Origin of the sequence: Streptomyces sp. Z26 (assembly GCF_003665095.1) — a bacterium.
In the GTDB taxonomy this organism is placed as follows: domain Bacteria; phylum Actinomycetota; class Actinomycetes; order Streptomycetales; family Streptomycetaceae; genus Streptomyces; species Streptomyces phytohabitans.
The window spans coordinates 4,499,335-4,511,225 of the sequence record NZ_RCHV01000002.1 but is presented as its reverse complement, the minus strand read 5'-3'; the positions used below and the strand labels follow the sequence as shown (position 1 = coordinate 4,511,225).

At 72.8% G+C, this 11,891-nt stretch carries 10 protein-coding genes; 3 read left to right on the top strand and 7 right to left on the bottom strand.

The genetic code is table 11. The annotated features are described in order from the left end of the window. Nucleotides 1-132: 132 nt before the first annotated feature. The 5 genes from D7M15_RS19680 to D7M15_RS19660 all read right to left on the bottom strand — a co-directional run bounded on the left by D7M15_RS19680 (nt 133) and on the right by D7M15_RS19660 (nt 5,149). The gene (locus D7M15_RS19680; protein WP_121518722.1) at nt 133-1,008 is read right to left on the bottom strand and encodes a serine protease; all 876 of its coding nucleotides are present in this window, start codon (nt 1,006-1,008) and stop codon (nt 133-135) included. Between the two features lie 131 nt (nt 1,009-1,139). Beyond that, nucleotides 1,140-2,609, bottom strand: a complete 1,470-nt coding sequence (locus D7M15_RS19675) for a gluconate:H+ symporter (RefSeq protein WP_121518721.1) — start codon at nt 2,607-2,609, stop codon at nt 1,140-1,142. A 156-nt stretch (nt 2,610-2,765) separates the two neighbouring features. Then, the gene (locus D7M15_RS19670) at nt 2,766-3,176 is read right to left on the bottom strand and encodes a RidA family protein (protein WP_121518720.1); all 411 of its coding nucleotides are present in this window, start codon (nt 3,174-3,176) and stop codon (nt 2,766-2,768) included. 114 nt (nt 3,177-3,290) lie between these two features. Next, complete coding sequence (locus D7M15_RS19665; RefSeq protein WP_121518719.1) at nt 3,291-4,037, bottom strand: IclR family transcriptional regulator; 747 nt, start codon at nt 4,035-4,037, stop codon at nt 3,291-3,293. Further along, nucleotides 4,034-5,149: a sugar kinase gene (locus tag D7M15_RS19660; RefSeq protein ID WP_276314468.1), complete on the bottom strand. Its 1,116-nt coding sequence runs from the start codon at nt 5,147-5,149 to the stop codon at nt 4,034-4,036. The genes D7M15_RS19665 and D7M15_RS19660 overlap by 4 nt, the downstream gene beginning before the upstream one ends. 157 nt (nt 5,150-5,306) lie before the next feature. On the opposite strand from D7M15_RS19660, the gene D7M15_RS19655 reads away from it, so the two are divergent. Both D7M15_RS19655 and D7M15_RS19650 read left to right on the top strand, forming a co-directional pair. After that, nucleotides 5,307-6,677: an alanine racemase gene (locus D7M15_RS19655; protein WP_121518717.1), complete on the top strand. Its 1,371-nt coding sequence runs from the start codon at nt 5,307-5,309 to the stop codon at nt 6,675-6,677. 60 nt (nt 6,678-6,737) lie between these two features. Then, on the top strand, nt 6,738-8,360 hold the full coding sequence (locus tag D7M15_RS19650) for a D-aminoacylase (RefSeq protein WP_121518716.1): 1,623 nt from the start codon (nt 6,738-6,740) through the stop codon (nt 8,358-8,360). On the opposite strand, the gene D7M15_RS19645 is transcribed toward D7M15_RS19650, so the two are convergent. Both D7M15_RS19645 and D7M15_RS19640 read right to left on the bottom strand, forming a co-directional pair. Beyond that, on the bottom strand, nt 8,357-8,722 hold the full coding sequence (locus D7M15_RS19645; RefSeq protein ID WP_121518715.1) for a Uma2 family endonuclease: 366 nt from the start codon (nt 8,720-8,722) through the stop codon (nt 8,357-8,359). The genes D7M15_RS19650 and D7M15_RS19645 overlap by 4 nt on opposite strands. 101 nt (nt 8,723-8,823) lie before the next feature. Then, on the bottom strand, nt 8,824-9,639 hold the full coding sequence (locus tag D7M15_RS19640; RefSeq protein WP_346428817.1) for a hemolysin III family protein: 816 nt from the start codon (nt 9,637-9,639) through the stop codon (nt 8,824-8,826). Nucleotides 9,640-10,024: 385 nt separating this feature from the next. Here D7M15_RS19640 and D7M15_RS19635 point away from each other — a divergent pair, with 385 nt between their 5' ends. After that, nucleotides 10,025-11,848, top strand: coding sequence for a phosphoenolpyruvate carboxykinase (GTP) (locus tag D7M15_RS19635; RefSeq protein ID WP_121518714.1), 1,824 nt, complete (start codon nt 10,025-10,027; stop codon nt 11,846-11,848). Nucleotides 11,849-11,891: the final 43 nt, after the last annotated feature.

Genomic DNA, 11,891 nt, shown 5'->3' with positions numbered 1-11,891 from the left:
GGGCCGCCACCGCGCGTACCGGGCCCGGACGCGCGGTGGGGCCCTGGACCGGGAGGTCCGGGGCCCCGTCGGCCGGGCACCGGCCGGGTGGTCCGGCGGGGTGCGCGGGCAGCACGTCAGCGTGTCAGGAGGTCACGGGCTGGGCAGCGCGCACTCCGGGAGGCTGAGGTCGATCTTGTTGCCGGTGGTGATGCAGTCCGCGAAGAGGTAGACCTGCTGCGCGTACCCGGTGCCCTGGTGGACGGTGACGTTGCCCGCCTCGTCCTTCTCGCACGGGTTGTTGAGGGTGCACTCCTCGCCGTTCTCGTTCGTGGTGTTGTTCACCCCGACGACCTGGCCCGTGGCGTCGTCCACGAGCGGCGAGCCCGAGGTGCCGCCGATGACCTGGCACTCGGGGGTGTAGCGGATGGAGTCCTTCTGCGTCCAGCCGCCCTCCTCCAGCTGGTACGCGAAGCCGTCTATCGCGCAGCTGTAGGTGTCCTTCCAGTAGCCGGAGACGACGGTGACGTTCGTCCCGGCCGTGGGGTGCTCGGGGGCGATGTCGAGGGGCTCGATGCCGTACTCGGACTCGATCTCCTCGTACGTGGAGCTGAGTTCGTAGATCGACGCGTCCGTGTCGGTCATGGTGCCGTACGCGATCTTGGTGGCCTGGAGCGTGCCGACCTCGTTGGCGCCCGCGTCGAGGAGGTCGAAGCTGCGGCTGGACGGCTCGTCCACGACGACCGTGCCCGGGTCGGGCATGCCGCTCTCCAGGCAGTGGCCGTTGGAGAGGACCAGGGCGGGGTCGGTCGGCTGGGACTGCGGGACGCGGACGACGGAGCCGGAGCAGTTGCTCAGGGCAACCGTACCGGCGAAGTCGGGGGCGGCCGCCTTCGTCTGCTTCCCCGCCTCGGCGGAGGCCGTGGCGGTGGTGTGGCCGGTGGCCGTGGCGGGGTTCGCGGTGAGGCCCGTGAGGGCGGCGGCTCCGAGGAGGGCCGCGGTCAGGGCACCGGCGAGAGGTCTTTTCATGTGTGGGGGTCCTCTCTGGTGGACCGAAAGGGCATTCGGTCTGGTCGCACCGCATTGTTCGTCGCGGGCGTCGGGCGCACAAGGGGGCGTGCGCCCGACGCGTACGGACGACGCCCCCGCGCGCCGTGGCGCTACGCCAGCAGGCTGACCGTCGCCGCGACCGCGAACCCGGCCACCGACAGCACCGACTCCAGCACCGTCCAGGACTTGAGGGTGTCCCGTTCGGAGATGCCGAAGTACTTGGCGACGATCCAGAAGCCGCCGTCGTTGACGTGCGAGGCGAAGATCGAGCCCGCCGAGATCGCCATGATGACGAGCGCGGTGTGCGCCTGCGAGTAGTCGCCCTGCTGGATCAACGGGGCGACGATGCCCGCGCTGGTGACGATCGCGACGGTGGCCGAACCCTGCGCGACGCGCAGCACCAGCGAGATGAGGTACGCCAGCACGATGACCGGCAGGCCCATGTCGTTGAACGTGTCCGCCAGCGCGTTCGCGATGCCGCTGCCCGCCAGGACCGCGCCGAAGACGCCGCCCGCGCCGACCACCAGCAGGATGTTGCCGACGGGCTTGAGGGAGGCGGTGCACACCGTCTCCAGCGAACGCCGGGACCAGCCGCGGCGGATGCCCAGCACGTAGAACGACAGCAGCAGCGCGATCGTCAGCGCGACGAACGGGTGCCCGACGAACTCCACCACCGAGCGGGCCGTGGACGGGTCGAACGCGATCGACGAGAACGTCGAGGCGAGGATCAGCACCAGCGGCGTACCGATGATCGCGAGCACCGTGCCCACCGACACCGGCGTCTCCTTCGGCTCGACGCCGGACGCGCGCTGCTCGTCCGCGATGGCCTTGCGGGACTCCTCGACGGCCTCGACCATGTCCTGCGGCACCTCGACGAAGATGCGTTCGCCGATCCAGGCGGCGTACGCCCACGCGGCGAGTACGGCCGGGATGCCGCAGACCGTACCCATCAGGATGACCATGCCGAGGTCCACGTCGAGCAGTCCGGCGGCGGCCACCGGGCCGGGGTGCGGCGGCAGGAACGCGTGCGTCATGGAGAGTCCGGCCAGCAGCGGCATCGCGTACAGCAGTACGGACTTGCCGGAGCGCTTGGCGGCGGCGTACACGATCGGCGCCAGCACGAAGATGCCGACGTCGAAGAAGACGGGGATGCCGAAGATCAGGCCGGTGAGGCCCATCGCCAGCGGCGCCCTGCGCTCCCCGAACAGGCCGAGCAGCCGCGCCGACAGCGCCTCGGCGCCGCCGGAGACCTCCAGGATCGCGCCGAGCATGGTGCCGAGCCCGATGATGATCGCGACGTGCCCGAGGATGCCGCCCATGCCGGACTCGATGACGGACACCGCGTCCGACTTCTGCACGGTGCCGAAGAGTTCGGTGACGGACAGGCCCGCGGCGAGGCCGACCGCGATGGAGACCGCGAGCAGCGCCACGAAGGGCTGGAGGCGGACCTTGATGATCAGGTAGAGCAGCAGGGCGATGCCGAGGACGGCGACGGTCAGCAGACCGGCGGTCCCGTCTATGAGCAGCAGCAGACCACCGGTGTGCGGTGGCGCCTCGGGGTCCGGGGCGGCGAGCAGCATGGGGCGACCTCGTTCGGGTTCGGCCGGAGTCCTTGGGGGCGGGCTCCTCGGGTTTCCTGGGGACGGTGGTACGGGGGTGGTGCGGGGGGGGTACGGCGGTGGTGCTGGTGCCCGGCCGGGCCCCGCGCGTGCGGGACCCTGCCGGACGGCGGGGGCTCAGTCCAGTACGGCGAGCGCGTCGATCTCGATGAGCAGCCCGGCGGGCAGCCCGACGTACACGGTCGTACGGGCCGCGGGCGGCGCCTGGAGGTCCTGCTCCGCGAAGTACGCGTTGTACAGCTCGTTCATCTCCGCGAAGTGGCCGGTGTCGGTGAGGTAGACGCGCAGCATCATCACGTCGTCCCAGCTCGCGCCGCCCTCCGCGAGGATGGCCCGTACGTTCTCCAGGGTCTGGAGCGTCTGCTCCCGCAGCGTCGGCCCGGCCGGGGTCGGGGGCTGGCCCTCGACGGCGGGCAGGAAGCCGACCTGCCCGGCGACCTGGAGGATGTTGCCCTTCCGCACACCGTGCGAGAACGCGGCGGGCGGGGTGGTGTGGGTGCTGGGGGTGAGGGCGGTCTTGTCGCTCATGGTGTCGCTTCCTGCTCTCCGTACGGGGACGGGGTGTGCGGTGACGGGGTTCTCGGTGACGGGGTGCGGGGGCTCACGCGGCCCGCGGTGACGGGTCCCGGGGCGGCCGGGCGTTCATCGGGGCTTCCCGGAGTAGTCGGCGCTGACGGCGTCGGCCGTACGCCGTACCAGCGGGAGCAGCGTGAGGAGTTCGTCGGCGGTCACGACCACGCTGGGCGCCGAGACGGACATCGCCGCGACGACGCGCCCGTCGGCGCCCCGGATGGGCGCGGCGACGCAGTTGATGGACTCCTCGTGGCCGCCGAGGTCGGTGGCCCAGCCCTGTTCCCGTACGCGCGCCAGCTCGGCGAGGAACGCGGCGGCGTCGGGCGTCGACCTCGCGGTGTACGCGGGGTAGTCGAGGCCGTCCGCGATCTCGCGGCGCTCCTGCTCGGGCAGGTCCGCGAGGAGCAGCTTGGCGACGGCGGCGACGGTGATCGCGACGGGCTTGCCGATGCGCGAGTACATGCGCACCGGGTAGCGGCTCTCGACCTTGTCGAGGTAGAGCACGTCGCTCTCCTCGTACACGGCGAGGTGGACGGTGTGGCCCGTCTTCTCGTTGAGGCGTACGAGGTGGGGGTGGGCGATCTCGCGTACGTCCAGGTTCTCGATCGCCTCCTGCGCGAGGGCGAAGAGGCGGGCGCCGAGGCGGTAGCGCTGGTCCGGCTGGCGGTAGACGATGCCGTGCTCGTGCAGGGTGCGCAGCAGGCGCAGCGCCGTGGACTTGTGCACGCCGAGCTGCTGCGAGACCTGCTCCAGGTTGGCCGGTCCACGGGCCAGCAGGGGCAGGATGCTCAGCGCTCTGTCGACGGTCTGACTCACGGTGCGGTCGCCTTCTCTGTCGTCCAGCCGGGGGCGAGTCGCAGTGTGCCCCACGCCTCGTGGTCGAGCGCCGCGAGCCGGTCCACGTCGGCGCGGGCCGGGGGTTCGGCCAGGTCGCCGGGGACGGTGAGGGCGGCGGCGGCCAGCAGGTGGCCGTGGCGCAGCCGGTCGCGGAGCGGCAGGCCGCGCAGCGCGGCGGAGAGGTACCCGGCGGCGAAGGCGTCGCCCGCGCCGACCGGCGCGACGACGTCGACGCGGGGCGCGGGGACGCGCACGCGGCGGTCGTCGCCGTACGGGGCGTCGTCACCCCCGTCGCCGTACGCGCCGTCGCCGCTCCCGTCGGCGCCCCCGCGCACGTACGCCGTCGCGCCCGCCGCGCCGTGCTTCACGACGAGCGTCGCGGGCTCCGGCAGCGCGTCCCGTACGGCGTCCGCGCCACCCGTGACGCCCCAGGCCGCCTCCGCCTCGTCCTCACCGACGAACACCAGGTCGCAGCCGCGGGCCAGTTCGAGCAGCACGCGCGGGTCGGCGGGCGGACGCCACAGCGCCACGCGGTAGTTGACGTCGAACGAGACGAGCGGGCGGCCCTCGTACGGCGCGGTGAGCGTACGGCTCAGCGCCAGGCACCCGGCGGACAGCGCGGCGGTGATGCCGGTGAGGTGCAGGACCCGGCCGGAGCGGGCCGCGGCCAGGTCGACGGTGTCGGGCGCCATGGCGGAGGCGGCGGAACCGGCGCGGTAGTACACGACCTCGGCGGTGGAGGCGGGGCCGCCCGCACCCTCCCCCGCGCCGCCGAGGGAGGTGGCGCGCTCGCCGTCCGTACGGAAGTACACGCCGGTCGGCCGGTCCGGGTCCCGTTCGACGGCGCCGGTGTCGACGCCCGCGGCGGTGATCGTACGGAGCAGGTGGTCACCGAAGCCGTCCGCGCCGACGCGGCTGACCCAGCGGGCGCGGTGCCCGGCACCGGCGAGGGCGCAGGCGACGTTGGACTCGGCGCCGCCGATGGCGCGTTGGAACGCGGGCACGTCCGCGAGGGGGCCGGGCCGCGACGGCAGGAACGTGACCATGGACTCGCCGAGGCAGACGACGTCGGCGGGCGGGGGGCTGGTCACGATCCGTCTCGCTCCTTCGGGCCGGGTGCCCCGTACGTCCGGTGCGCGGTGGCGCCCGCGCTCCATTGACCGGGGTTCGCCGGGATGCTAGACAGCAGTAAGCGTTATGCGCAATGGGTGTTGCATTCCCTGCAACAAGATCTTTTACGGAGCCGCCATGCCCCGCCCGGCCGACCACGCCGCCGACGCCCCCGGCACCCCCGCCGCCCGCACCCCGGACCTGGCCACCGACCGGCTCGCCGCGCTCGCGGACGACCTCGTCGACCACCGCTGGAAGGGCCTGCCGCCGGACGCCGCGGGCAGCCGCGTCGGCGCGCTCGCCGGGGCCCGCCGCGACCTGTTCACGGGCGGCTTCACCACCCCGGTGCTGGCCCTGTCGGCGGAGGCAGTCGAGCACAACCTCCGCCAGCTGGAGGACTACACCGAACGGCACGGGCTGGCCTTCGCGCCGCACGGCAAGACGTCCATGGCCCCGCAGCTGTTCGCCCGCCAACTCGCGTACGGCGCCTGGGGCATCACCGTCGCCGTACCGCACCAGGTGCGCGTGTGCCGGGAGTTCGGCGTGCGTCGCGTCTTCCTCGCCAACGAGCTGGTGGACGCCGCCGCCCTGCGCTGGCTCGCCGGTGAGCTGGCGGCCGACCCGGACTTCCGGTTCGTCTGCTACGTCGACTCCGTACGCGGCGTCGCCCTGATGGACGAGGCCCTGCGCGGTGCCGAAACCGGCCCCGCCACCCCCCGCCGCCTCGACGTCGTCGTCGAGCTGGCGGCGGGCGAGGGCGCCCGCACCGGCGCCCGTACGGAGGCGGACTGCGCCGCCGTCGCGGACGCCGTGGCGGCCACGGACACGCTGCGGCTCGTCGGCGTCGCGGGCTACGAGGGCGAGGTGCCGCAGGCCGACGGCGACCGGGTACGGGCGTGGCTGCGGCGGCTGACCGCGCTGACGGCGGAGCTGGACGCGGCGGGCCGGTTCGGCGCGGACGTGGACGAGATCGTGCTGAGCGCGGGCGGCAGCGCCTGGTTCGACGCGGTCGCGGACGTCTTCGCGGAGGTGCCGGAGCTGTCCCGGCCGGTGCTGAAGCTGCTGCGCTCGGGCGCGTACGTGTCGCACGACGACGGGCACTACGAGGAGCTGACCCCGTTCAACCGCGTACCCGACGAGGGCGCGCTGCTCTCCGCGTTCACCCTCTGGGCACAGGTCGTCTCGCGCCCCTCCCCCGGCCAGGCGTTCCTCAACGCGGGGAAGCGCGACGCCGCCCACGACCTGCACCTGCCGCGGGCGCACGCGGTGCGCTCGGCGCGCGACGGGACCGTACGGCCCGCCGACGGCATCACCGTGACCGGCCTGTCCGACCAGCACACGTGGCTGCGTACGGACGGCGGCGACGGCGGTACGGGCGCCGAGCTGGAGGTCGGGGACTGGGTCGGGCTGCGCATGTCGCACCCGTGCACGATCTTCGACAAGTGGCAGCTGATCCCGCTCGTGGAGCCGGACGGCACGGTCACCGACCTGATCCGCACCTTCTTCTAGTCGCCACTCCCCGGCGGACCACCCCGGCGGACCACCCCGGCAGAAAGGGCACCGGCAGACATGGACACCGTGATCCGCGGAGCGCGCGTCGTCGACGGCTCCGGCGGCCCCTCGTACGTGGCGGACGTCGCCCTCGACGACGGCCGGATCGCCGCCGTACGGACGGAGGGCGACGGCCCGCGCCTCTCGGCCCGGCACACGCTGGACGCCGACGGGCTGGCGCTCGCCCCCGGCTTCATCGACATGCACGCGCACAGCGACCTCGCGCTGCTGCGCGACCCGGACCACTCCGCGAAGGCCGCGCAGGGCGTCACCCTGGAGGTCGTCGGGCAGGACGGGCTGTCGTACGCGCCGGTGGACGACCGCACGCTGGCCGACGTACGGCAGGCCATCGCGGGCTGGAACGGCGCCGCGCCGGGCGCCCCCTCCGACGTCGACTTCGACTGGCGCACCGTCGGCGGCTACCTGGACCGGCTCGACCGCCAGGGCATCGCCGTCAACGCCGCGTACCTGGTGCCGCAGGGCACCGTCCGCATGCTCGCCGTCGGCTGGGAGGACCGCCCGGCGACGGCGGACGAGCTGACCCGGATGCGGCAGCTCGTCACCGAGGGCCTGGAGCAGGGCGCGGTGGGGATGTCGTCCGGACTCACGTACACGCCGGGCATGTACGCGCCGACCGCCGAACTCACCGCACTGTGCCGGGTCGTCGCCCACCACGGCGGCTACTACTGCCCGCACCACCGCTCGTACGGGGCGGGCGCCCTCGGCGCGTACGAGGAGATGGTCGGACTCTGCCGTGAGGCGGGCTGCGCCCTGCACCTCGCCCACGCCACCATGAACTTCGGCGTGAACAAGGGCCGCGCCCCCGAACTCCTCACCCTCCTCGACGACGCCCTCGCGGCGGGCGCCGACATCACCCTCGACACGTACCCGTACACCCCCGGCTGCACCACCCTCGTCGCCATGCTGCCGAGCTGGGCGAGCGAGGGCGGCCCGGACGCGGTCCTCGCGCGGCTGGCCGACGACGACACCTGCGCCCGGGTCCGGCACACGATGGAGGTCGAGGGCGCCGACGGCTGCCACGGGGTGCCGATCGAGTGGGACACCATCGAGATCTCCGGGGTGACGGACGACGCCCTGCGCGGGTACGTCGGGCGCACCGTCGCCGCCAGCGCGCGGGAGCGCGGCGAGGAGCCCTTCACCACGGCCCGCCGCCTGCTGACGGAGGACCGGCTCGGCACCACGATCCTCCAGCACGTGGGCCACGAGGAGAACGTGCGCGCCATCATGCGGCACCCCGTGCACACGGGCGGCAGCGACGGCATCCTCCAGGGCGCCAAGCCGCACCCGCGGGCGTACGGCACCTTCCCGCACTACCTCGGCCGGTACGTACGGGAGTTGGGCGTCCTCTCCCTGGAGGAGTGCGTGGCCCACCTGACGTCCCGCCCGGCGGCCCGGCTACGGCTGCCGGACCGGGGGCTGGTCCGCGAGGGGTACCGCGCGGACCTGGTGCTGTTCGACCCGGGGACGGTGGCGGCGGGGTCGACGTTCGAGGAGCCGCGGCAGCTGCCGGTCGGCGTCCCGCACGTGCTGATCGACGGCCGCCCGGTGATCCGCGACGGCCGCCGTACGGACGTCCTGGCGGGCCGCTCGATCCGCCGCACCCCGCTCAACGGCCGCTAGGCGGTGTCCCGGCCGGACCGGCGGTACGGATGCCAGCCCTCGGTCCGCACGGTGAACCCCATGGGCGCGGGGAACGTGAGGTCCTGGCCGAAGAGGCCCCTGTCCGTCTCCACGTATTGGCTGCCGTCCAGCTCCAACACGTGCCAGGTGGCGTCGTTCGGATCGACGATCAGATAGACGGGGATGCCCGCCGCCGCGTAGCGCAGCCGTTTGTCCTCCCAGTCACGCTTGATCACCGTGGGCGTGGTGGACACGGTCTCCACCACCGCGAAAACGATCTGAGCGGGCCGGTCGGCATCGGCATCGTCGCCCGGCAGGTCCAACTCGTGCCACGCCTTGATCAGCGCGGTCATACGGGACATGGGTGCCTCCTGGATACATCGCCCGGCTCCAGCGTGGGACAGGCCTCTAGGGCCCGGTTCGGGCCGCAGGTCCGCGCCGGGGCGGCCTGGGCGGACACCGCCTAGCCGTAGGCGACCATGGAGATGCCCACGTAGTGGGCCGCGAAGGCCGCCAGCGTGAGCGAGTGGAAGACCTCGTGGAAACCGAACCAGCGCGGTGACGGATTCGGGCGCTTGAGGGCGTAGACCACGCCGCCGACGCTGTAGAGCAGGCCGCCCGCGACGACCAGGGCGAGCACCACGGCGCCGCCGTTGCGCAGGAACTCGGGCAGGAAGAAGACGGCGGCCCAGCCCATCGCGATGTAGCACGGCGTGTAGAGCCAGCGTGGGGCGCCGACCCACAGGACGCGGAACGCGATGCCGAACAGGGCGGCGATCCAGACGCCCCACAGCAGCAGGTTCCGGCTGTTGCCGGAGAGCAGCAGGATGGTCAGCGGGGTGTAGCTGCCCGCGATGATCAGGAAGATGTTGGCGTGGTCGAGGCGCCGCAGCACGGCGTTGACGCCGGGGCTCCAGTCGCCGCGGTGGTAGAGGGCGCTGATGCCGAACAGCATGCAGGCGGTGAGCGTGTAGACGGCGCAGGCCAGGCGCCCGGCGGCGGTGTCCGCGAGGGCGGTCAGGAACACGCCGGAGACGAGCGCCGCCGGGAACATGCCCGCGTGCAGCCAGCCGCGCAACCGCGGCTTGATCGGCGTCAGTTGGGGCACGTGCGGCAGGTGCGGGCCGCCGCCCGCGTCCGCCGTGTCGTCGCGCCGCTCCTCGCGTACGGCCTCCGCGTACGCGCCCTCCTCGTACACGCCCTCCCCGCCCGTACGCGCCCCGGGTACGGCCGCCCCCGCCACGTCCGCCTCCCCCGCCGCCCCTCGGCTGCGTTCCATGCGTCCCGTCCCCCTGGTCCGTCCCGCGGTTGCTCGCTCGGGCCCGTGCGCGGCAGCAGTCATGGCCACAGGCTACCTACGGTTCCGTAAGTTCGGTCCCGCGTCCCGCTCTCCGGACCCGCCGTGCGGCCACCCTTCACGTGGTGGACGCCGCCCTGTCGTACGGCTGACACACGTGAGTGGCGATGCTCACCTGAGCTGCCCCCTGGACACATGAGTCTTCGCACGCCAACATCAGATGAGCGAGTGCGGCACCGGATGAGCGTTGCCACGAATGCATCCGGGTCGCGGCCCCCAAGGGGCGAGCGGTGATCCACCCTGTAGAAACGGATATGCGTGCTCATATCCGTACGAACCTCACACCCTCACACCGTCTGGAGCGATCGTGGCGCGCAGCATTGCGGCTCCCACCACCACCCCGACCCGCCATCAGGAACTGCTCGCCTGGGTCGGTGAGATCGCCGATCTCACCCAGCCCGACCGGGTCGTCTGGTGCGACGGCTCGGAAGCCGAGTACGACCGCCTCTGCGCGGAACTGGTCGAGAACGGCACCTTCCGGAAGCTCGACCCCGTCAAGCGCCCCAACTCGTACTACGCCGCCTCCGACCCGTCCGACGTCGCCCGCGTCGAGGACCGCACCTTCATCTGCTCGGAACGCGCGGAGGACGCCGGCCCGACCAACCACTGGAAGGCGCCCGCCGAGATGCGGGAGGTCTTCACCGGCCGCAAGGGCGTCTTCCGCGGCTCGATGCGCGGCCGGACGATGTACGTGGTGCCGTTCTGCATGGGCCCGCTGGGCTCACCGCTGTCCGCGCTGGGTGTCGAGATCACCGACTCCGCGTACGTCGCCGTGTCCATGCGCACCATGACGCGCATGGGGCAGCCCGTCCTCGACGAGCTGGGCGACGACGGCTTCTTCGTCCGGGCGGTGCACAGCGTGGGCGCGCCGCTGGCCAAGGGCGAACGGGACGTGCCGTGGCCGTGCAACAGCACCAAGTACATCTCGCACTTCCCCGAGACGCGCGAGATCTGGTCGTACGGCTCCGGCTACGGCGGCAACGCGCTGCTCGGCAAGAAGTGCTACGCCCTGCGCATCGCCTCCGTGATGGCCCGCGACGAGGGCTGGCTGGCCGAGCACATGCTGGTGCTGAAGCTGACGCCGCCGCGCGGCGAGGCCAAGTACGTCGCCGCCGCCTTCCCCAGCGCCTGCGGCAAGACGAACCTGGCCATGCTGGAGCCCACCGTCCCCGGCTGGACCGTCGAGACCATCGGTGACGACATCGCGTGGATGCGCTTCGGCGCGGACGGCAGGCTGTACGCGATCAACCCCGAGGCGGGCTTCTTCGGCGTCGCGCCGGGCACGGGCGAGCACACCAACGGCAACGCCATGAAGACCCTGTGGGGCAACTCCGTCTTCACCAACGTCGCGCTGACCGACGACGGCGACGTGTGGTGGGAGGGCATGACCGAGGAGACGCCCGCCCACCTCACGGACTGGCGCGGCGACGAGTGGACACCGGACTCCGACACCCCCGCCGCCCACCCCAACGCGCGCTTCACCACCCCCGCCGGGCAGTGCCCGATCATCGCGCCCGAGTGGGAGGACCCGCGGGGCGTCCCGATCTCCGCCATCCTCTTCGGCGGGCGGCGCGCGTCGGCCGTACCGCTCGTCACGGAGTCCTTCAGCTGGCAGCACGGCGTCTTCCTCGGCGCCAACGTGGCCAGCGAGAAGACGGCCGCGGCGGAGGGCAAGGTCGGCGAGCTGCGCCGCGACCCGTTCGCGATGCTGCCCTTCTGCGGCTACAACATGGGCGACTACTTCGCCCACTGGCTCCGCGTCGGCGCCGAGGCGGACCAGACGAAGCTGCCGAAGATCTACTACGTCAACTGGTTCAAGAAGGACGAGGACGGCAGGTTCGTCTGGCCCGGCTTCGGGGAGAACGGGCGCGTGCTGAAGTGGATCGTCGGGCGGCTGAACGGGGAGGCCGACGGCGTCGAGACCCCCATCGGCGTACTCCCGACGAAGGAGGCCCTGGACACGGACGGCCTCCGACTGTCCGACGGGGAGCTGGACTTCCTGCTCGCCGTGGACAAGGAGGTGTGGCGCGACGAGGCGTCCCTGGTGCCCGAGCACCTCAACACCTTCGGTGACCACACGCCGACGGAGCTGTGGGACGAGTACCGGGCGCTGGTGGCGCGCCTCGGCTGAGGCGGGACGGGGACGGGCGGCGTACGGGGACCCGCGGGGGTAC